Source organism: Marinomonas flavescens, assembly GCF_004352835.1.
In the GTDB taxonomy this organism is placed as follows: Bacteria; Pseudomonadota; Gammaproteobacteria; order Pseudomonadales; family Marinomonadaceae; genus Marinomonas; species Marinomonas flavescens.
This window is the reverse complement of sequence record NZ_SJSB01000001.1, coordinates 350381-372785: the sequence shown is the minus strand read 5'-3', so window position 1 is coordinate 372785 and position 22405 is coordinate 350381. Positions and strand designations below refer to the sequence as shown.

General features: G+C 42.4%; 21 protein-coding genes. 10 read left to right on the top strand and 11 right to left on the bottom strand.

Going from position 1 to position 22405, the window contains the following annotated elements; all coding sequences use genetic code 11:
- The first annotated feature begins 34 nt into the window (after nt 1-34).
- Complete coding sequence (gene gloB / locus E0D70_RS01665) at nt 35-808, top strand: hydroxyacylglutathione hydrolase (protein ID WP_133010518.1); 774 nt, start codon at nt 35-37, stop codon at nt 806-808.
- Nucleotides 809-863: 55 nt separating this feature from the next.
- Nucleotides 864-2498 carry a LysM peptidoglycan-binding domain-containing protein gene (locus tag E0D70_RS01660; RefSeq protein WP_133010517.1) on the top strand — a complete coding sequence of 545 codons (1635 nt, stop codon included), beginning with the start codon at nt 864-866 and terminating at the stop codon, nt 2496-2498.
- Nucleotides 2499-2578: 80 nt separating this feature from the next.
- On the opposite strand, the gene ppnP is transcribed toward E0D70_RS01660, so the two are convergent.
- The 4 genes from ppnP to E0D70_RS01640 all read right to left on the bottom strand — a co-directional run bounded on the left by ppnP (nt 2579) and on the right by E0D70_RS01640 (nt 5940).
- Nucleotides 2579-2869, bottom strand: coding sequence for a pyrimidine/purine nucleoside phosphorylase (ppnP, locus tag E0D70_RS01655; protein ID WP_133010516.1), 291 nt, complete (start codon nt 2867-2869; stop codon nt 2579-2581).
- Between the two features lie 82 nt (nt 2870-2951).
- Nucleotides 2952-3839 carry a transcriptional regulator GcvA gene (gene gcvA / locus E0D70_RS01650; protein ID WP_133010515.1) on the bottom strand — a complete coding sequence of 296 codons (888 nt, stop codon included), beginning with the start codon at nt 3837-3839 and terminating at the stop codon, nt 2952-2954.
- A 120-nt stretch (nt 3840-3959) separates the two neighbouring features.
- A complete protein-coding gene (locus tag E0D70_RS01645) occupies nt 3960-5303 on the bottom strand; it encodes a DEAD/DEAH box helicase (protein WP_133010514.1) in 1344 nt (447 codons plus the stop codon).
- Between the two features lie 97 nt (nt 5304-5400).
- The gene (locus E0D70_RS01640; protein WP_133010513.1) at nt 5401-5940 is read right to left on the bottom strand and encodes a DUF1285 domain-containing protein; all 540 of its coding nucleotides are present in this window, start codon (nt 5938-5940) and stop codon (nt 5401-5403) included.
- Between the two features lie 179 nt (nt 5941-6119).
- Between E0D70_RS01640 and E0D70_RS01635 the strand changes: the two genes are divergently transcribed.
- Nucleotides 6120-7076: a methylenetetrahydrofolate reductase gene (locus E0D70_RS01635; RefSeq protein ID WP_133010512.1), complete on the top strand. Its 957-nt coding sequence runs from the start codon at nt 6120-6122 to the stop codon at nt 7074-7076.
- Nucleotides 7077-7086: 10 nt separating this feature from the next.
- On the opposite strand, the gene E0D70_RS01630 is transcribed toward E0D70_RS01635, so the two are convergent.
- Nucleotides 7087-8115, bottom strand: coding sequence for a glycosyltransferase family 9 protein (locus E0D70_RS01630; RefSeq protein ID WP_133010511.1), 1029 nt, complete (start codon nt 8113-8115; stop codon nt 7087-7089).
- A gap of 107 nt (nt 8116-8222) precedes the next feature.
- Here E0D70_RS01630 and E0D70_RS01625 point away from each other — a divergent pair, with 107 nt between their 5' ends.
- Both E0D70_RS01625 and E0D70_RS01620 read left to right on the top strand, forming a co-directional pair.
- Nucleotides 8223-8933 (top strand): 3-deoxy-D-manno-octulosonic acid kinase, encoded by a 711-nt coding sequence (locus E0D70_RS01625; RefSeq protein WP_133010510.1) that lies wholly within the window; start codon nt 8223-8225, stop codon nt 8931-8933.
- The gene (locus E0D70_RS01620; protein ID WP_133010509.1) at nt 8926-9852 is read left to right on the top strand and encodes an LpxL/LpxP family acyltransferase; all 927 of its coding nucleotides are present in this window, start codon (nt 8926-8928) and stop codon (nt 9850-9852) included. Before E0D70_RS01625 ends, E0D70_RS01620 begins: the two co-directional genes overlap by 8 nt.
- Before the next feature lie 119 nt (nt 9853-9971).
- On the opposite strand, the gene E0D70_RS01615 is transcribed toward E0D70_RS01620, so the two are convergent.
- From E0D70_RS01615 to E0D70_RS01590, 6 genes are all read right to left on the bottom strand, one after another.
- Nucleotides 9972-10982 (bottom strand): LLM class flavin-dependent oxidoreductase, encoded by a 1011-nt coding sequence (locus E0D70_RS01615; RefSeq protein WP_240536926.1) that lies wholly within the window; start codon nt 10980-10982, stop codon nt 9972-9974.
- A gap of 114 nt (nt 10983-11096) precedes the next feature.
- On the bottom strand, nt 11097-13454 hold the full coding sequence (locus tag E0D70_RS01610) for a fatty acid cis/trans isomerase (RefSeq protein ID WP_133010507.1): 2358 nt from the start codon (nt 13452-13454) through the stop codon (nt 11097-11099).
- Between the two features lie 171 nt (nt 13455-13625).
- Nucleotides 13626-14228, bottom strand: coding sequence for a hypothetical protein (locus E0D70_RS01605; RefSeq protein WP_133010506.1), 603 nt, complete (start codon nt 14226-14228; stop codon nt 13626-13628).
- Between the two features lie 68 nt (nt 14229-14296).
- Nucleotides 14297-14677 carry a YacL family protein gene (locus E0D70_RS01600; RefSeq protein ID WP_133010505.1) on the bottom strand — a complete coding sequence of 127 codons (381 nt, stop codon included), beginning with the start codon at nt 14675-14677 and terminating at the stop codon, nt 14297-14299.
- A gap of 11 nt (nt 14678-14688) precedes the next feature.
- The gene (gene ylqF, locus E0D70_RS01595) at nt 14689-15684 is read right to left on the bottom strand and encodes a ribosome biogenesis GTPase YlqF (RefSeq protein WP_133010504.1); all 996 of its coding nucleotides are present in this window, start codon (nt 15682-15684) and stop codon (nt 14689-14691) included.
- Nucleotides 15685-15964: 280 nt separating this feature from the next.
- Nucleotides 15965-16543 (bottom strand): ACP phosphodiesterase, encoded by a 579-nt coding sequence (locus E0D70_RS01590; RefSeq protein WP_133010503.1) that lies wholly within the window; start codon nt 16541-16543, stop codon nt 15965-15967.
- A 369-nt stretch (nt 16544-16912) separates the two neighbouring features.
- On the opposite strand from E0D70_RS01590, the gene E0D70_RS01585 reads away from it, so the two are divergent.
- From E0D70_RS01585 to E0D70_RS01565, 5 genes are all read left to right on the top strand, one after another.
- On the top strand, nt 16913-18376 hold the full coding sequence (locus E0D70_RS01585) for an ABC transporter substrate-binding protein (RefSeq protein WP_338068558.1): 1464 nt from the start codon (nt 16913-16915) through the stop codon (nt 18374-18376).
- A gap of 93 nt (nt 18377-18469) precedes the next feature.
- The gene (locus E0D70_RS01580) at nt 18470-19450 is read left to right on the top strand and encodes an ABC transporter permease (protein ID WP_133010502.1); all 981 of its coding nucleotides are present in this window, start codon (nt 18470-18472) and stop codon (nt 19448-19450) included.
- Nucleotides 19447-20385: an ABC transporter permease gene (locus E0D70_RS01575; RefSeq protein ID WP_133010501.1), complete on the top strand. Its 939-nt coding sequence runs from the start codon at nt 19447-19449 to the stop codon at nt 20383-20385. The genes E0D70_RS01580 and E0D70_RS01575 overlap by 4 nt, the downstream gene beginning before the upstream one ends.
- A gap of 1 nt (nt 20386) precedes the next feature.
- Nucleotides 20387-21388 carry an ABC transporter ATP-binding protein gene (locus E0D70_RS01570; protein ID WP_133010500.1) on the top strand — a complete coding sequence of 334 codons (1002 nt, stop codon included), beginning with the start codon at nt 20387-20389 and terminating at the stop codon, nt 21386-21388.
- Nucleotides 21389-22399, top strand: coding sequence for an ABC transporter ATP-binding protein (locus E0D70_RS01565; protein ID WP_133010499.1), 1011 nt, complete (start codon nt 21389-21391; stop codon nt 22397-22399).
- Nucleotides 22400-22405 lie beyond the last annotated feature (6 nt).

Sequence of the window (22405 nt, the reverse complement as noted above, 5' to 3'; positions counted from 1 at the left end):
GACACTCGCTAATAACGCAAAATATAGGTGCACTATGACATTTATTCCACTTCACGCTTTCAGCGACAATTATATCTGGATAATCAAAGAGAAAGATAGTTCACGCTTTTGGGCGGTAGATCCAGGTGATGCAAAGGTAGTAATAGAATACGGCAATCAACAGAGTGCTAACTTAGAAGGCATTATAATCACTCATCATCATAGTGATCATACTGGCGGAGTACAGGAGCTTAAAGACCAATACCACTGCCCGGTTTATGGCCCACAACACCTTGTCCCACTTGTTACACACCCATTAAAAGAAGGCGACTCTGTACGTGTTTTTTCAACGGAATTTTCAGTATTAGAAACACCCGGCCATACATTAGACCATCTTTGCTATGTGAGCGATCAAGCGGCACCAGCCCTATTATGTGGTGATACTTTATTTAGAGGCGGCTGCGGACGAATCATGGAAGGCACTCCTGAACAAATGCTAAATGCCATGAATAAGCTTGCAAAATTACCGGACAACACGCTTGTTTACTGCACGCACGAATACACACTAGCCAATTATCGTTTTGCCCTACACCTCGATAGCAACAACAAAGAGCTGATCAAAGCGCAACAAGAATGCAGTCAGATGAGAAAAAATAATGAGGTTACACTACCCAGCTTACTAGCACTGGAGAAAGCAACGAATCCCTTCCTAAGAACCCATATACCAAGGGTTGTAGCACAAGCAGCGACTCAACTAGGTGAAAATATTGCCAATGATTCTGTCTCAGCTTTTAGCCAAGTAAGAAGAGCAAAGGATTCTTTTAGTTGACCTATACGGCCACACCTTTAGAATATCCCCACTTAAAATTATTTTTGTGAGTTCCATGATCAAGCATTTTCTTTGGGTTTTGTTGATAAGCCTAGTTCTAAGCGGCTGTCAAACAGCATCCAATGTCGAAAACGATAACAGTAAAACAGGACTAGAAACTGATTCTGATACCGTTGAAGCGGATACTCAACAGACGGGCTTCATTGATACAGTCTCTCCTGTTTTGCCTGATGAAGATACCTCTTCAGACAACAGTACTTCTCCTGTCGCCTCAAAAAGCCCACAGCCGCCAAAGGACTTATGGGTTAGAATGCGCCATGGATTCAAACTCAATTTAAATATAGAAAAGCCTCGCCTTTCTTCTCAAGTGCGCTGGTACAGCTCACATCTAGATTACCTTAACCGGGTATCAATACGTGGCGAACGTTACTTGTACTACATTGTTTCTCAGCTAGAAAAAGCAGGAATTCCGACAGAAATTGCATTACTGCCTATTGTTGAAAGCGGTTTTGATCCTTTTGGTTACAGTCATGGACGAGCTTCTGGACCTTGGCAATTTATTCCATCTACAGGTCAAATGTACGGACTAGACCAAAACTGGTGGTACGATGGGCGTCGAGATATCGTTAGCTCTACACAAGCCGCCATTGCTTACTTAACTCGCTTAAATAAATTATTTGATGGCAACTGGTTGCAAGCACTCGCTGCCTATAACTCTGGTGAAGGTACGGTATTAAGAGCCATTCGAAAAAATAAACGCGCAGGTAAGCCTACTGACTTTTGGTCTCTCGACCTACCTAATGAAACACGCGCTTACGTCCCTAAATTACTTGCACTAGCCAAAATCATCAAAGACCCAGCTAAATACCACTACAAAACACATTTTATTGCCAATAAGCCGTATTTTGAAAGTGTAAACATCGGCGGTCAACTGGATCTTGCTCAAGCGGCTGACATGGCAGACATTAGCATCGATGAAGTGTACCTTCTAAACCCAGGATTCAATCAATGGGCTACCGCACCAGATGGGCCACACCGATTGCTTATTCCTGTTAAAAAAGCCGCTTTGTTCCGCAAAAAACTGGCCGAAATTCCAAGTAATGAACGCGTCACTTGGGTTCGATACTCGGTTAAACCAGGTGATAATTTATTGCTCGTTGCCAAACATCACAACACCACCGCCTCCGTTCTAGAAGAAGTCAATAAAATGTCTTCTACCATGATTCGAGTAGGTCAAGAGCTGATGATTCCGGTGGCTGGAAACAAGATAGAAAGCTACACCCTAAGCTCCCATCAACGCTTACTTGCAAAGCAGTCTCGCGCTCCGGGTCGTAATCGAATTAAGATTAACTACACCGTAAGCGCTGGCGATAGCTTATGGTTGATCGCAAAAAAATACGACACGGATTCAAAAACGCTGGCCCGCTGGAATAATATGGGATTAGCTGATCCTCTACACGCAGGGAAAAAGCTGGTTGTATGGTTAGAGCCTAAAGAAAATAGTAGTAACAGAAGCGTAATGAAAAAAGTGGTTTATACCATTCGACCTGGAGATTCATTAGCGATGGTCGCCAATAAATTTAGAGTTGCATTAAATGACATTCGCAAATGGAACCCTATTGTTGGCGGTAAAAAATACGTACAACCCGGAGACAAGGTAACATTACTGGTTAACGTGGTTGGCGGCTAAACAGCCGAACTAGACATAAACCCAATAAAAAAGGCTGATAATTAATCAGCCTTTTTTAAAGAAAAGTCTAAACGCTAAGATTATTCATAACGACATAAATAAGCGGTAATTTCTTCTACTTTCACAGAAAAAGACAAATTAGCTTCAACAATGAAGGACTCACCTTTTTCATATGTTTTCCAAGACTCTTCATTAGGTAACTTAACCGTTAACCGACCAGAAACCACACTCATATATTCTCTTTGACTCGTACCAAACTCATATTCACCGACTGACATAACACCAACAGTAGAAACACCTTCTTGATTTTCTAACGCGATGGATTTAACACTATCATTAAAATAACTATTAACTTTTAGTTCGGTACTCATAAATAAACATAAGCCTTTAATTTAAAAAATCATTTCACCCAAGCATTCTTTGCTTGCGCTTGATACTCACAAAGAGACTATACTAATCTCCAACCATTTCTTCAATAATCCACTCTTTAAATGCCGACATAGCAGGGGTCACTGTACTGCGTTTTTCGTATACTAAATAGAAAGAGCGAGTACTAACCAAGTGCTGATCAAATATAACTTTCAGTGTGCCCGCTTCAATTTCAGGCATCACTAAGTCCACATTAGCCAACGCAATACCCAAACCTTGAGCCGCCGCACCCGCTGTTAAAGAGCCACTAGAAAACATCAAACCACGGCGAAACACTTTAGGGTCTAAACTGTTTTGTAATAGCCAATCATGCCATTCATCCTTACGCTTGGTAACATGCAATAACGGATAAAAGCGCATATCTTCAGGTTCATTAATAGGCTGATCAGGCCGAATTAATTTAGGATTACAAACAGGGAAAAGTTTCGCTGGCGATAAATAATAAGCTTCAACATCACTCCAATCACCGTTACCAAAATATACGGCCATATCAATGTCACCAGCCGAAAAATCAATTAACCCCGTAGATGCACTTATTTCTATTTGAATATCTGGGTAACGAGCTTGGAAACGCTCCATTCTTGGCATCAACCAACGCGTTAAGAAAGCTGGGGCCACCGCTAATTTAAGAGAGCCTATTTTTTGCTTACTCTTCAGATCCACCGTCGCACTCTCAAGCTGCTCAAAAATACGCTTAATGGGTTTTAAATAAGATTCACCGGCTTCCGTTAAAATAACCTTCCGCTTAGTCCTTCGAAATAACTCTATCCCTAGAAACCCTTCCAAGCCTTTAATTTGATGGCTAATCGCAGAAGGCGTAACAGATAGCTCTTGAGCGGCTTTGTTAAAACTGCCATGACGTGCAGCTGACTCAAAACACTTCAATGAGTTTAATGGCGGTAAACGATTAATAGGCTTATCTCCAACCGACAGAAAAGACTAATCAATAACGCGCTTTAGGCTAATCTGTCAAATAATAAAATCCAAAAAACACTCTCAATACAGTCCTAGCATTAAACAAAAATACTCTGTCTATTCTTCATCACCATGATCAACAGGGGTTATAAAGCGCTTAGCAGGCAATTTAAAGGCATCAAAGCCGTCTTGTTTATTATCATGAAAGCGATCTTTACTGGCACCCTTTCTAGACGTCTTTTTAACTGTTTTACGTGATTTATCGGCCGCTGGTGCTTTCTTAAGTTTATGGGCTTCTTTCGCAGGCGCTAAGCCTTTGAATTTTGGCTCCATTCCTTCAATAACATCACTTTCAAATTTGCGCTGAAGAAAAACTTCAATGGCTTTAAAGTTAAGCCAATCTTTAGGACCCACCAACGAATAAGCATCCCCTTTAAACCCTGCTCGACCAGTACGCCCTGTACGGTGAACAAATTCTTCCGCTTGTTTCGGTAAATCAAAATTAAAGACATGACTGACGCTCGCGATATCCAAGCCTCTAGAGGCAATATCAGTACTCACGAGCACGTCAAATTGTCCTTTTGCAAAGCTATCCATCACTTTATTGCGCGCCGCTTGAGAGAGGTTGCCATTTAATGCTTGGGTTGATAATCCCCACTCTTCAATCATTTCTGCTAAGCGGGCAGTATCATTTTTTGTCGCTGTAAAAACAATCGCTTGCTTAATCGTTTGCCCTAATAACAAATGCTTTAAGATGTCTTGTTTATGGTCTAAGTGATCACACAAATACACATGCTGATCGATATCTTTATGCTCATCGTATCCCTGACCAATTGCCACGCGAGAAGGATCTTTCAGTAACTCATTGGCAATCTCACTAACATCGGTATTGTCCAATGTAGCAGAGAAAAACAAGGTCTGTCTTAATCGATGACTGGCAGCAGTATTAATAGCACGCACCGCTTCAGCAAAACCCAAATCTAGCATGCGATCGGCTTCGTCTAAAATCAACAATTCCAACCCATCTAAGAATACATTGCGCTGTTTTAAATGATCGACAAGACGACCTGGTGTAGCAACAATAAAGTGTGGGTTTTTCTGTAACTGCTTATGCTGGTCGTTGAAGTTTTCTCCGCCCTGAATCAAGGTAGAAGTGTAATGGCTAGTCGCCAGCAACAAACGCAACTGACTATAAACTTGTTTAGCCAATTCTCGAGTGGGTACTAATACTAAGACACGTGTATCTCTCTTAGACAAAGCACGTGTTTTATAAACACGATGTAAAGCAGGTAAAAGATACGCTAATGTTTTCCCTGAACCTGTTTTAGACGACGCCAATAAGTCACGTCCAGCCATAGCTTCAGGAATAGCACGCGACTGAATTTCCGTCGCCTCCTCAAACCCCATATGACCGATGGACGCTAAAATACGATTATCAAAACCAAATTCTGTGAATAACAAGTAACCTACCCCTTTCTAAAAACAAGTACACAGCCAATAAGCCATGATGAATAGCCTCATTATACCTCAGCCTAGTGAGTGCACACACGAGGATTCTCTACTCATCTGCGATTAATAAGTACGCTTTTGAAGCACTTATCAGCCCCATGCCTTTTCCTTCAGGTGTCGACACTGGAACTAAGTCTTCGACAAGTTGATAAAATACATTTCGATGGATCATCGCCTTCATTCCATAACGCATCGAGATATAAGGTCGCTCTGAGTGAGATTTACCAGCCATCCATAAGTCACAATCCACGCCAAGAATTTTCACATCCTCTGTTAACGTCGTAAATTCAATCGCCGGACCGCTTTCCGTCTCAATTTTGCGCCATTTAGTTACCAGAAATGGCGCATCTTCCACTTGTATACGAACCTTTTCTACCGGCGTTACTAAAAAGTATTCAGCGTTCTCAAACCATAGAATGTGCGAAAACATCGTCACCATGTTGGCTCGTTTTATCTTATCGCCATCGTGTATCCAATCCCCATTCGCCTTCACTACCATATCCATATCACCACAAAAATCGGGGGACCATTTATGAACAGGCGGCAAACCAGACTTTTTGCCACTTTCTAGCGCTTTTAAATCAAGCATATGAAATCCTCATTTCTCCTGAACAACGAGTGGATCAAACTAGCTCACTTCATCTTCAGTTTTATTCATGACCAAACAGATGATCTTGAAACCTATTCACTGTTAGGATACGTATAACATAAAGAATAACGAAACGCCTCGTCAAAGACGACCGTCTCATCAACTATTAGAGTGGCATCATGAAATCGGAATTAGCAACTAAGTTTACCGACCCTAGTCGCGGCGTATACTTCATCGGTACGACACCACCACGCGCATCCATTGAGGGTGAACAACTTGATCAAATTAGCCAAAAGCTGTTACAACGCTTAGATAACATAGAAGTTGACGGTTTAATTGTGTACGACATCCAAGATGAAAGCAGTCGTATAGACAAGCCTCGCCCTTTTCCTTTTATGGAGACTCACGACCCTCGCGCTTGGTCGAAACGCTTAAAAGACGCGTCCAACAAGCCGGTTATTACTTACAAATCAGTGTCATCACGCACTACTGAAGAGTTTACTCAATGGCTGCAAGAAGCATGGAACGATTTTGACATCAAAGACATTGTGCTAGTCGGCTCACCTTCTTCTGAGGGCAATATTAAATTACCCTTAGCACAAGCCTATAAAACATTAGAAGAGACGCCTCTCGACTTTAATCTGGGTGGCGTTACGATTGCCGAGCGCCACGCCAAGAAAAAAGACGAACACCTTCGCCTAATCAATAAATCCGAAGCAGGTTGTGAGTTTTTCATATCTCAAGCCGTTTACAACCCACAAGCGACCGCTGACCTAATTAGTCAATATGCGCAAACATGCAAGCTTCAAGGTATTGCCCCAAAACGAGTCATTCTTACGTTCACACCTTGTGGCAGCGCAAAAACGCTTGAGTTTATGGAGTGGCTAGGAATTTCAGTTCCGATTGCCACAAAAAACCGGATTCTTGGATCAGCCACACCACTGGATGAGTCTATTAAAATTTGCCGTAGCGCATTGGAATTAATCATCGAAACAGCGCTACCTGCTGGTGTTCCGTTGGGCTTAAACATTGAAAGCCTGACTAACCGAAAAGAAGAGATCGATGCTTCTATTCACCTTTATAGATTACTAAAAGCGACGCTTGATTTAAGCTTGGCCGAACAAGCTCTTTTATAAAAAAGAGCGCTTAATCAACAATCAAATCAAGTTGGCGGATAACCTTATTTACTTTCGCCATCACCTCTTCTTGTGGTAACTGCGCCATCGCATCCTTACGGTGTACCGTTGTTGCCCAAGCTAGTGCTTCTAAGGGTTTCCCCGCTTCTTCTTCCACCAACTTCTGATATACACTGACAATATTTTCTTGGTCATTGTAGGGGCCAGTTCGCTTTGGATTAGACAAAGCAAACAAGGCAATAACAGGCGTTTTGACGATTGTCGCCATATGGGCAGGTCCAGTATCAGGACTAATAATTAACGCTGCTTTTTGGATAACATCCAGCAATGACGCAATACTGGTCTTACCAACCAAATTGAGGACATCAAAGCCATCACTAACCGCATTACAAACCGCAATTTCACGCTCACTCGGCCCACCGGTCACCACCACTGAAAGCCCTTGAGAGATTAAGGATTGAATCAATGTACGATAACCTTCTAACGTCCAATCTTTAGTCACTTTTGAACCACAAGGATTAACAACGACAAAACGATCTGGAAGTACTATGTCACTGTTTGGAATAGACAAATTCCACGAAGGTGGCTGATTCGGTACATCAATGGCGATGGCCAGTGACATTAACGCATCTAGCACATGTTTTCCGGTTGGTTCTGGTGCCAATTGATTCACAAACCAATGCTGCTTTTCCCGAGAATGGGATTTCGCAAAGCCTATGCGTTTTTTAGCATTAAGAACTCGAGTTAACATACTCGCCCTTAACGACCATTGCATATGCAATAGCACATCAAATTGAGTGTGCTTCAGCGACTTACCAAGCGCAAACATACCTTTGAACCCAGAGCTCTTATGGTAAACACGTACATCAACATTCGGCATTAAACGAACCAGTTGTGCTTCGGCTGGACCGGTAATCCATGTGATTTTTGCATTGGGATAGCGTGTTTGTATTGCGGTCACCACAGACATCGCATGACAAACGTCGCCCAACGCTGATAATCGCACTATGGCAATCTGCTGAATGCTTTCTTGTATCATCTTACCCTCAAGTGCTGTTTAAAATTGGCGATTATTATAGAATAGCCTGCTTTGAATGTGTCTAAATTTATCTGACGCAATAAACACACAATGATTAAGCGAGCAACATGCCGGACACACATCGTATTGATGTCAACACAACGCTATTTTCTAGCAAAGCATCACTCCCCATCGAACCTAACTGGTTCTCGGCAGACTATTGGCAAAAAAAGAAGGCTTTAGTTGGAACTGGCCAAGGTCGCGGTGCGGTTTGGTTTATTAAAAGCGAGTTTGGCAACTTCGTCATGCGTCGTTATCGCCGCGGCGGATTAGTTTCAAAATTCAATAAAGAGTCGTTTTTATTTACTAACCAAGAAAGCACTCGTCCATGGAAAGAACTAAGCCTACTTGAAACAATGACAGAGCTCGGCTTACCTGTGCCGCAGCCTATTGCCGGCATCTACAAAAAAGAGCTGGGCTTCTATAGCGCTTATTTACTCACTCAAACTATCGAACACGCCACCGACTTATTCGATATATTACAAGCGGGTAACAGCGATTCTGTAGATTGGAGAAGCATTGGCACGACGATTCGTGCATTTCATAAGCACGGCATTAATCATACTGACCTTAACTGCCATAACATCATGATCGACAGAAGCAGAAAAGTCTGGATTATCGATTTTGACAAATGCGACCAACGAAGTGTCGACAAAAAATGGACACAAGGCAATATTGACCGTTTAAAGCGTTCACTTACTAAAGAAGCCAAAAAACACACTAACTTTACAGTCTCTGATGCTCAGTGGCGTGACTTACTGGAGGGATATCGTGGCTAAGAAGAGCACGAAGGATTTCACACTAAAACAACTACTTGCCCCAAAATACTGGCTCACTTGGCTGGCGATGGGCATTATTTATTTACTCAGCTTTTTGCCTTGGAATACCCAACAGTTTCTAGGCAAATACCTTGGCTTACTACTGTATAAAGCCACACCAAGACGACGCCATATCTGCGATGTAAACTTTGAAATTTGTTATCCAGAAATGAGCAAAGAAGAACGAGTAGAATTAACAAAGCAACACTTCATCAGTACGGGAAAAGGCTTATTTGAAACATTCACCTCATGGTTTCAATCTCCCAAGAAACTGGCTTCTAGGGTCGAATTCAATACAAAAGAAGTCATCGATCGCACGCTTGAGAAAGGTCGCGGTTGCATCCTAATTAGCGGACATTTTTCACCGCTAGACCTTTGCGGCAGCTTGGTAACGCTCGATTTGGACGTTCATCCTATTTATAAACGCCAAAACAATGCCGTGTTTAATTGGGTCATGGAAAAACAACGGAAAAAAGTTTATAGCAAAATGATAGAACGCTCCGACATGAGAGAAGTTCTAAAGTCGCTGAAAAATAATAAAGCGGTCTGGTATGCTGTTGATCAGGATTATGGACGTAAAAACTCTGTATTTGCCCCATTTTTTGGCCGACAATGCGCCACCATTTCTCACATCGGTCGGATCGCTAAAATGACCAACGCACCGGTATTACTATTTGATTATGGTCGCACTGAAAACGGCTATAACTACCGATTTGTCGAAGTTGAAAACTACCCTACCGATAATGATGTGACCAATGCGACGATTATCAACCAACTAATGGAAGAGGCTATTTCGACCAAAAAAGAACAGTACCTTTGGTCTCATCGTCGCTTCAAAACGCAACCAGTAAAAGGAGACCCTTCTCCTTATGAACGATAAATAACGCGTTCAACAAGATAGATTGGCGCCTTAATTACTGCATCAACTAATACGGCGTTAATTAACACAAGAAGAAACCACCTTGCTAACTCATTAATACAAGGCGGTTTCTTCTTTGTTTAAGCAGCACCAAGCTCATCTCTGACTTCAGCCATCAGCGCTAACGATTTTAAGCGTTTTTCTGCATCATAAATTGGAAAAGAGACAATCAACTCATCGATTCCTGTTTTTTCAACAAAGCTTTTCATCTTAAATTTAACGGACTCTTTCGAACCAACAAACGCATATTGCAAAGTATGATTGATCATATGCTTCTCACTCACAGACCAGAGCGCATCCATCGACTCGACAGGCTTAGCAAAGGGAACATTATTGCCACGACGCAGATTAATAAACTGCTGTTGAACAGAGGTAAACAAGTACGCCGCCTCTTCATCGGTATCAGCCACCACCGCCATCACACCTGCCATAGTATGCGCAACAGGATTAGTATCGCTTGGACGGTAATTTCTGCGATATACGGTCAATGCTTGAATTAACTGATCGGGTGCAAAATGAGAAGCGAAAGAATAAGGCAAACCAAACTCTGCTGCGACTTGCGCACTATAAAGACTGGATCCAAGCATCCAAATTGGTACATGGGTATTTCGACCCGGCACAGCAATTACCTTTTGATTCTCTTCAGGTTTACCTAAGAAGTGCTGCAACTCTCTCACATCATCAGGATATTGATCTACCGCCGCATTCATATTACGACGCAAGGCTCTCGCGGTTTGCATATCCGTACCAGGTGCTCGCCCTAATCCTAAATCAATGCGGTTTGGGTACAACTCAGCCAAAGTACCAAACTGCTCAGCGATAATCAGTGGCGAGTGATTTGGCAGCATCACACCGCCAGAACCCAAACGAATCGACGTAGTTGCCGCTCCAATATGAGACAACAATACAGCAGGCGACGAGCTCGCCACATTAGACATACCATGATGTTCAGCAAGCCAGAAACGCTTATACGCTCTGGCCTCAGCTTGTTGAGCCATCAATGTACTTTGAGCAAAAGAATCAGAAACAGTTTTGCCTTGCACGATAGGCGAAAGGTCAAGAATAGAAAGTGGGATCATAAAATCGTCCATTCAATAGAATATACCTCGTTATTTGGGGCAATCTATTGAATAGACAAGGTTTAGAGTTTGCAGTAAATGCACAAATTCGAAATATCTCGATATAACTATACGCTAGCCTATGTTTTAGCGATTTTCCAGACGATTATAATCCAATATCCCGCTCGCTCTTGGTCGTGCCTCTTTATTTAATCTAGCAATACCGTCACTGACCGTCCAAAAACGTGGATTGGTCCGGCGAACACCAAAACGCCCCATTAAATCCGAATAATCTTCCTCTGTTGCCATATTTGCCACATCGTCAGAAAATGCTTTCAACTGGTTTTCATCCACTTCTATCAAGGCATTTGGATAGTCCCCCAATACACCCTTAACTAGCGTCACGCTGTCTTCGTTTGGTAAACGAGCCGCCGCCTCATCAAACAAACTGGATATATTCGAATGCGCCTTATTATGGATAATACTTATAACTTCTTTTGGCTCGCCACCTTGGGTCACCAACACAATAGCCGTATCAGGCAAATAGCGAAGACCACCGCCTTTCAATGTTTCTAAATGCTTTAATGTCGAAATTTCCTTATGCGTCAAACGACTTTGATCTAAATCTCTACTATGATCTAACACTTTAGCCAAATGCTTATACAGCAGATCATAGAGCTCAGATTGATAATTTTTTGTTTTATAGTGAACCTGAGTCTGTACATCCACTTTAATAAAGTCGCTAAAGATATAATCTTTAATACTTTGATTAGCATCGCGATACCAATACTGGCGTACTTTCTCTCTGTCTGCTTTTGGCAACAACAAAAGGAAGTTTAATTCGCCTTCCATGCGCAAAAAGTCCATATAAAGACGGGTATCTAACTGATGCCCTACATTGCCATAAACATCAAAACCCGCCACTAATAAATAGTGAATACGCTCAAGCAATGGATAGTCAATTACCCATGATGTTTTAGGTTTTTGTCCTACTAACCCCTTTACTACAGACGCATTATCAAAGTGTCTGAAAATCGTTAACGCGGCATTTTCATTGTGCCCATCACCATCCCAAATTAGGCTTACATCAAGAGGATGTTTCTTATCCACTTCCTTTTTAATTAAGCTGGCTTTAGCAGAAAGATACGCTTTTTGCTGCTCCGAAAAACGCACCCATGAACTCAGTGGTAACGCATTACTTGAGCTACTAGCAGGTAAGTCTAAATGCTGAACTTGAGTCTCAAGAAAGCGAGCCGTTTTTTCGTTGTATTCAACCGAAGGGTTAACAAAATAAACCCAAAAATCCTCATTGATCACGTTGACGGCAACTTGCCCTCGGCACACAGGCCCTTTAATAAAAGACATAATGGTATTTTGGGCATGATCTAGCAAAAAGCGATAGCGTGCATTTGTTGGAATTTGCTGAAAAGTTCGAAAAGGATTACTTGCCACTTCAGGGTCGTAACCTGGGTCTTTTGTTACCTTATAGTCCGCAGCATAAAAATACGAATACCAACGTTTGTAGACAGATTCATCCAACTGGAAAGGTATGTGATTTTTTTGAACAACCACTTCAGGGTCTTGCCACAACCGATAATACACACGCTTAACGCCCGGTGAATCATAAGGTCGACGTGTTGCAATACGATCAATAGGTTGACCTGGTGGTGTTTTAGAACGAACCAACCTAAAGCGCTGATCATTGCCTTCACCAAGATACAAGCTGTACAGAAACAAATGCTCATAAATATAGCGAGACACCAAACGCCCCTTTAGATCGTTAGGATTTTTTTCGTTTAAACGAACTTCCCACAAAGCCACAAGTTTTTGCATGTTAGCTGACAAAGGTTTTTCTTTCGGCATTTTACCCCCCTTCGCCAACCATTGAGTCAACACATTAAATTCGGCTGAACTTAACGCTGGCAATCCATAGGGCATTCCCCATTTCGGGTATTTTTGCTCAAATGAAGCGTACTCTTCAATGCTTGGGCACTGTTGATTCCTAGACAAAGAAAAATCATAATCTTCCGACAATACCGGTTTATTAAAACTCCCTTGTTTTTCCCGCAGAGCAATAGCTCGATATAGTAAACTACCATCTAGATTAGCGACTGGGCTTTGACCTCGCTCATTAAGCGCTGGGTAGAATCCCTTCTTGCGCCATTCTTCTGGAGTATGCGCATCAATATATAGACGTGTCGGCTCTGCGGCCAACAAGCGCGTTCCATCATAAACAAGCGCTTTAGAGCCTCCTCGATTAATGCCTTCAGAGCCAGTCAGCTTAAGCTGACAAGGCGCATCGTAACAGGCATGACAAGAAACGCATCGATTGTCTAAAATCGGTCGAACTTTATCATTATAAAATTCAGCGTCTTCCTTTGAGGTGTCAGCTTCACGATTAACTGTTTTTTCAACACCATACTTCTGGTTCAAACTATTAGAAGCAAAGACAGCACAACCAGTAATAAACAGTATTGAAAGAATAACAATCAACGCTCTTCGCATAACAATTTCCTAGATGGGATTTTATAGGCTAATAAGATAACGCAATAGAGGGAGTATTTACTATTTCTTTACGTCTAAAATGTGAACATATTTTGTGAATCAAATAACTCAAGACATAAAAAAGCGCCCACTAAGAGGGCGCTTTAAATACTAGTTTGAAAAATGAGGAGATTATTCCTCTTCGACGAGCAAGCCGTCTTCTTCGTATTCATCATCCAATTCATAAGCATCATCGCCCATATCATCATTAGCTAATAATAATGATTCTTCATAGGCGCCACCAAACTCAATGCGTGTGATGTCATATAAATCGTATTCATAAGTGCCATCAAACCAGCGAGCATCTGATCCAATTTCTTCAAGCTCATACGTCACCGCATCAGCACGAACGATTCGACCAATCTCACAACTGTCTTCTTCTATCTCTTCTCGATGTAATGTCACTAAGCCATATTCTTCACTGATATCCGTCAGTAATACAGCAAGATCTTCAAGGTCAACTTCTGGGTCAACCACTTTTTCTTCTCGAAGTTCAAGAACGCGCTTTTGAAAATCATTAAAAGGAGCCGGATGAACAAAGTCACTAATGTCTTCCAAAAATAAAACTTGGTAGCCATTTAGTCGCACACTGTCATCAACTAACTGGAGTAAAACCATTTCTTCATTGGCATCTACAACAAAGCCATCAGTCCAACTATCTGGGCCGTCCAATTCTTCACGAAAAATGCGAACTACATTGTTTCGATTACGGGCTTTTTCCAATTCGATGAGCATATCGGCTCCCTAAAAATGTAAAAAAATAAATCTGATGCTAGTGTAAACCCAGCCAGCATAAGGAACAACTACTGAAGCACATCGTGCCAGTTTTCAACCATATCCACCAAATCTTCCAAACCACACTCAGCTTGAACACCATCAGTAGATGGTCGATAGAAACTATCTTGCGAATCAAACATCGCTTTTATTTCGTCTTCAGCAGAACTCATATCAACTTGACGAGAGACCATTACGCCTTCTTCACTGATAACAACGTCAAATGGGCCATGCTGAAACTTAGTCGTTTCTTTTTCATACTCAGCCAAGCGTGCGGCTAATAATACTCGCTGAATGTTTTCTTTATCGACAACAAACTGCGTTACCCAATCAGCAATAGCGGCAAATTCATAATCGGCATTAATACGGTATTGGCCTTCTTCCTGATCAAAGGCAATTTCATAATCCATGACTTTGAACCTCAATTATTCTCATTATTAGACTTAGCATGTGCTTGTTTTGCCTGCTCGTCACGGTACTTTCTATTTTTCTCTTGTTGGCGCTGCGGAATGGCCGCGGTCAACCTTGCTTGTCTATCCGCTTCTTTTTTCGCTTTAGCCTCTTCCACCAACAGCTCTTCATGAGCAATCATAGCTGGCGTTTCCATGACATAAGGGCCAATTGCACCAGTACGAACATCATGTAAAAAAACCTCAGCGGCTTTGTGCATATCGATTTTTCCACCAGCACGCAATGCGCCACGCTTCGAACCAATCACTTTTAGCACCTCAACAGGATCTACAGACAATTCTTTTAGTTTATAGCGTGTTTTTAATGAATCCGCATAATCTGAAATAAAGAACTTCAAACCCACTACCGCAACATCTTCGTAATTAATCGCCGTGGCTCTCACCGCCCCCGTCACCGCTAAACGATAACTGGCATCAGGATTTTCAATTTTAGGCCATAAAATTCCAGGGGTATCTAACAATTGAAAGCCATTGGTTACTTTAAGTTTTTGCTGAGATTTGGTAACTGCAGGCTCATCGCCCACTTTCGCCACTCGTCGACCTAACAAGGCGTTCATTAAACTGGATTTCCCGACATTCGGAATACCCGCAATCATCGCACGAATCGGTTTTTCTGCTGTACCTCTATGAGGCACCATCTGACTAACCCATTGGCTGATTTTAGCTACATCGGCTTTGTCTTGTGTCGAGAAAGGATGCGCCATCACCGTTTCATTACCACGCCAATGATCTAGCCACAGCGATACTCGCTCGGAGTCAGCTAAGTCTTTCTTATTCAACAAGCGCAAGACCGGTACATCACCACGCAATGTATTCAACATTGGGTTTTGACTAGAGTCTGGAATGCGCGCATCCAACACTTCGATAACAATATCGACTTGCGTCATGACTTCTTCGATTTCTCGACGCGCCTTGTTCATGTGTCCTGGATACCACTGAACGCTCACCCCTAATTACCTCTCTAATCGCCATGTATTTTTCGGTTGCGAATTCTACCACAACTTACCTACAAACATTCATAAAATACCACTAAGTGACAAAGCAAATATATTCGTAAAAAACATCGTTGTTGATCATTTTCGTGATGTGAGTCAAAACGCTAATTTATCCTCACGATACAATTATCTCATCCTCAATATTTAGCCATACCACCCTGGGTACGGTTAAATGTCTTAAGGATGATCTCTCGATTGGGCTTCGGCCCATTGGCTGGGACTTTAACGAGTCTCAGCTTTTTTTTGTTTCCTCTCCAACATATTCTAAAAGCTCAGGATATAAAGCCAAAAACACCGCCTCACCCTGCTGTATCACTTCCGGCAGTTCATCTAAAAAAGGCTGTAAATAGGCGCCATGACGCCAGCGGCGCATAATAGAGTGAATCGCGTTACTTACCCCTTGCTCAGTCCCTAGCTCCGACAACCAATTATCTTGTTGCAAAGAATGAATCATTTCACGCAACCGATTAGGGCATCGATTTGCGTCTTTAGCCAATCCAGCTACTGCTGCTTGGCAAAAATCATCCAAGCTCATTAAAGAAAAGCATGACCAGTACTGAATCAACCAATAATCCATGACAATGTCCTGCACAATCCCAGCAAAGCGTCGCCGACCACGACGCTCAACCGAACGATAAGCAACGCTTGCCTCATGCTCATCAACCATTACGTCTACTTTTTGGTGCAGTTGCCAACCTCGATGTAAATCGGGAGGGAGTTCACTCACAGTTACGGGAAAATCTCCCAATAAATTACCAGCCCAAGAGGTCTTGGTCTCATAAGCGATATGAAGATGTGCAAAATAATTCATTCACTGCCTTAAAATTATATAAAGAAGATTACTTCTTACTTAAAATCGCCCTATCAAGATGCCTACTATATTTTTACTCGATATTTTGTAATTATAGTCATTGATTAAATCCCCTAGTGTTAACAACGGGACCTATGTAGACAGTCTAATCTAATGCAATTTCAGGGTTTGACCCAGGTACAGGCTTTAATGTTGAAATAGAGCCCTATGATTTTCTTCATTCGTATTCTTGTTTGTAGTAACCGAGACAAAAGCATGTTCACCAACGCGCAGACCTTCATAAAAACCTATAACAGGACCAAAAACATAAGAGCCTTTCTGCTTTTAATAATAACCCTGTTTACCTGCCAAACAGCCTCAGCCATTACCATGAGAATGGCGCTTGATGCAGACCCTGTTTCTCTTGACCCTCATGAACAACTTTCTGTGGGCACCTTGCAGTTTTCCCATATGGTATTTGATCCATTGGTACGCTGGAAACAGGATGGTCAAATAGAGCCTCGTTTAGCCACTCATTGGAAAAGCATCAACCCTACAACAACCCGCTTTTATTTACGAAAAAACGTTCGTTTCCACACCGGCAACCCGTTTACGGCCAAAGACGTTGTCTACACAATTCAAAGATTAAAACGATCTACAGATTTTCGCGCTATGTTCGATACGATTGCTTCTGTGGATATCATCGACAAATACACGATAGATGTTCATTCAAGCAGCACCAATCCGTTACTGCTAAATATAATGACCTATGTCTTTCCAATGGATAAAGTCTTTTACCAAGGTAGAGATGACATCATTAAATTTGGCAAAACATTCGCGTCTCAACATGCGTCTGGCACAGGCCCTTTCATCGTAAAAGAACGCGAACTCGGCGTACGCGTGGTTTTTGTTCGTAATAAAGATTATTGGGACACAAAATCAAAAGGCAATGTCGATAAAATAATCCTAACGCCGATAAAAGCAGACTCCACACGTTTAGCCGCACTGCTTTCCGGTGATGTGGATTTTATCTCGCCCGTCTCCCCTATTGACATTGCGCGAACTGAAAATGTTAAAGGCATACAAGTTATTGCATTACCAACGGCAAGTATTCTCTTATTACATATGAATGAAAAGCGACGCAAAGAGTTCCGCGACGTTAGAGTCCGTAAAGCCATTAATTTAGCAATAAACCAATCTCTGATCGTCAAAAAAATCCTCAAAGGCTATGCGGTTCCAGCAGGACAACTCAGCGCCGCCAAGTTCCTTGGCCATGTAGATAGCATAAAACCTGAATATAATTTACCTGAAGCTCTCAGATTAATGAAAGAGGCAGGATATGAAAAAGGCTTTCGTGTCAGTATGATGGCGCCCAATAACCGCTACATGCAAGATGGTAAAGTCGCCCAAGCCATTGCCGCTATGCTTAATCGAATTCACATCACGGTTGATCTAAAAACATTGCCAAAAGCGCAATACTTCCAACAATTCGATGAGAGGTCTGCCGATATAATGATGCTGGGGTGGCAGTCTGATACTGAAGACTCTAATAATTTATTTGAGTTTATTATTGCTTGCCCCGATGCGAAATCAGGCTTAGGTGCTTATAATGCCAGCGAATACTGCGCACCCAGTATTAACAAAGACATTGCATTAGCCAATCAAGAAATGAACCCGGAAAAGCGTGCGAAAATAATGCAAAAAGTGGAAATGAAAATTTATAAGGACTCTGCTGTCGTCCCTCTATATTGGCAAGACGATATATGGGCAGCCAAAGACAATGTTCACATTAAAAGCATTGTTAATGACCAAAACTACCCCTATTTTGGAGATCTTGTCGTAGATGAAAAATAGCCTAGTTAAAGCAAACGGCCAGCAATCAACCATGGTGCATTATTACCTAACACGTCATTGTGACGCCACCCTTCACAGGACTGAAAAAAGCTAATGTTTGTTTTTCTTCTTCGTCGTCTTGCTCAAGCTTTTTTTGTAATGATTGTCATCAGTATCATTAGTTTTGCGATTCAAAATAAATTAGGTGATCCAGTTCAACAGCGAGTTAGTATGACTGTGTCACCAATCGAGCGTGCGCAATTAAGGCAACAACTGGGTCTAAACGACAGCTTCCTTGTCCAATATTGGCGCTTTGCTAAAAAGGCGGTACACGGTGATTTAGGCACATCTTATTACTACAAGGCACCGGTACTGGATGTTATCTTTAAAAAGCTTCCAGCAACGATGGAACTGGCTTTTTGCGCCATTATTATTGTTATATTCATCGCAACACCCTGTGGTATCCTCGCCGCCATCAAACCCAGAAATATTGTGTCTAAAATCGTAGTCGCTTTTAGCACCATGGGACTTTCTATCCCTATTTTTATCATTGCCATATTTTTAGTTTATATATTCTCGGTAAAGCTGCATATTGCCCCAAGCTTTGGCCGGGGTGAAACCACCAACGTCCTGGGTATATGGGACAGCGGATTATTTACAAAAGATGGATTACGACACTTAATGCTGCCCAGTATCACCCTAGCTTTTGCACTCATGCCAATTTTCGTGCGTTTGATCCGTGCCGAAATGATCGAAGTATTGCAATCCGATTACATTCGTTTCGCTTGGTCTAAAGGCTTATCTTCGCGTCGTATTTATTTTATCCATGCTTTGAAAAACACCATGCTCCCTGTCATCACAGTGGGAGGAATTCAAGCAGGGACCTTAATTGCTTATACCATTTTGACAGAGACTATCTTTCAATGGCCTGGCATGGGATTTCTGTTTATGGATGCTGTCAGCCGGGTTGATACACCATTGATATCAGCATACTTGATCGTGGTTGGTGGCATATTTGTTACCACCAACACCGTTGTTGATCTGATATATGGGCTCGTCAATCCTACTGTAAAACTAGCGAATCACGGCTTATGAGGCATTTAAAGAAAGACATCATCCCACCATTACAAGAAAGCCGTTGGAGCCATATATGGGCAGGGTTTCTGGGCGACAAACTCGCCACCTTGTCATTGGCTATTTTAGTTTTTTATTGTTTGGTTGCCATTTTTGCACCGTTACTTGCGCCTTATAATATTAACAGCCCTAATTTCATGGATTTAACAAACGCTGAGATAGCGCCCAGCTGGATCAGTGGAGATGAACGGTTTTTACTCGGGACAGACGACCAAGGCAGAGATATGTTATCTGTGGTGCTATATGGCACGAGATTATCTCTTACCATTGGCATTTGTGCTGTTTTGATTCAAATAACCCTAGGTATCTGTATTGGCTTAATATCCGGTTATCTTGGCGGTCGCATTGATAACTTCCTCATGCGTTGTGCAGATATCCAGCTGTCATTTTCCACCATGATGGTCGCCATTGTTTTCTTAGCGGTATTTCAGGCGCTTTTTGGCATGGATATGTACCAACAACTCGCCATGATCATGCTTATTTTAGTCATTGGTCTGGCTGAGTGGCCATTATTTGCGCGCACCATTCGAGCCTCTGTTTTAGCGGAAAAACAAAAAGAATATGTGGATGCCGCGCGTATCATGGGCATTAGTCCAAAACGAATTATGTTTAAACACATTTTGCCCAACACCCTCACTCCCGTTTTAGTTATTTTCACCGTTCAAATTTCTAACGCTATCGTTGCCGAAGCCGCTTTATCCTTTTTAGGCCTTGGTATGCCAGCCAGTGATCCATCATTAGGTGCTCTGATCTCTGTGGGGTTTAACTACATGTTCTCTGGGTCATGGTGGATTTGCATTATCCCAAGTTTGACGCTCATCATTTTAATTTTAGTGATGAACATGCTCGGTGATTGGCTGCGCGACCACCTTAATCCAAAAACGTACAGAGACTGATATGAATTTGCTAAGCGTCAACAATTTGCACGTGAACTTTCATATCAAAGGCCAAGATTTGGCTGCACTGATTGATGTAAGCTTTACCCTTAATCGTGGCGAACGTATTGCTATCGTTGGTGAATCTGGGGCAGGAAAATCCATATTAGGCTTCTCCATTGTTAATTTAATCGACAAACCCGGCTATATAAAATCAGGCTCGATTAAATTACAAAACAAAGAAATTACCACCATGACCCCGCGCCTACTTCAAGAAGTTCGGGGCAAGCGTATCGCGATGATTTTTCAAGACCCGATGATGACTCTTAACCCAGTGCTAACCATCGGAGCGCAACTCGTTGAGGCCATTCGAAGCCATACCCGAATCTCTTTTAAAGACGCTCGGAACATTGCTATCGAAAAGCTCCACAGCGTACAAATCGCCTCTCCCGAAAAACGCTTTAATCAGTATCCTCATGAATTGTCCGGTGGTATGCGACAACGCGTCATTATCGCTATCGTTTTACTATTAAACCCAGACATTATCATTGCGGATGAACCAACCACCGCCTTAGATGTGACGATTCAAGCTGAAATCATTCAGTTGTTATTGGATATCTGCCGTGATAACAGCATGGCATTGCTATTAATTAGCCATGACCTTGGCGTTGTTTCTCGAGTCGCAGAACGCACTATTGTTATGTACGCAGGCCGCGTAGTGGAAGAAGGCCCCACTCTTGAGGTTATCAATGATCCACAACACCCTTACACTCAAGGCTTGTTGAATGCCTTACCTCAAATGGCGCTACCGGGCCAACGCCTTAATCAAATCCAAGGTAATATGCCGTCATTAAATGAGCGCCCTACTGGTTGCGCATTCCACTCTCGCTGTCCATACGCAACCGATAAATGCCGTCAACAGCAACCCGACTTTATCCAAAGCGGAGTCTCCAGCGTGGCTTGTTTCATGGTAGAAAATATGATTACCGAATTTGAACAAAATACGGACGAGGAGTCGCTGTAAATGTCCACGCCTTTAATTCAAATAAGTCAGCTTGAAAAATTTTTTTCCACCAACGAAAGCTGGCTTAGTCAATGGCGAATAGACAGTGGCAAGCTAAAGCGCAAAAAAGACAGCGTGCATGCACTTAACGGCATAAACCTAACCATAAATAAGGGTGAAACCTTGTGTGTTGTGGGAGAAACCGGTTGTGGAAAATCGACACTCGCTCGTGTCATCATGGGACTGACTCCCGCCACATCTGGCGAAGTTCATTATCAGGACCAACGCATTGATCATCTCAATGATCGTCAACGCATGCTGTTCCGCCGTCGCATGCAAATGATTTTTCAAAACCCTTATGCATCACTTAATCCACGCATGACGGTTTACCAAACATTATATGAGCCAATTTCATTCCATAACCCCCAACTCTCTACCGCACAGGTCGATGAGCAAATACAAACACTATTAGAATCTGTTGGTATTTCAGCTTCGAGCATTGATGACTATCCCCATGAATTTTCCGGTGGCCAGCGTCAGCGCATCAGCATCGCACGAGCGTTATCCGTTGAACCTGATTTCATCATTGCCGATGAACCTCTCTCTGCACTGGATGTCTCCGTTCAAGCACAAGTACTCAACTTGATGATGGACAAACAAGAAGAGCGAAATCTAACGTATTTATTCATTACACATGATCTGGCCGTCGTGGAGCACTTTGCCACTCGCGTCGCCGTCATGTATTTAGGAAGAATCTGCGAACTCGCCAGTACTCGAGTTTTATTTAGCGCCCCTAAACACCCCTACACTAAAGCGTTGTTGTCGGCCATTCCTCGTCTAGATAACAATACAACACAACCTATTCGTCTAATTGGAGAAGTGCCAACACAAATGGACAATCCTATTGGTTGTGTGTTTCAAGCCCGTTGCCCTTATGCAAATCAACGCTGCTACACAGAGTCTCCTAACATGATCCGCCAGACAGATAACAGTTCGGTGGCGTGCCACGCTGTGGATGAGGGCCGCTTATGATCCATC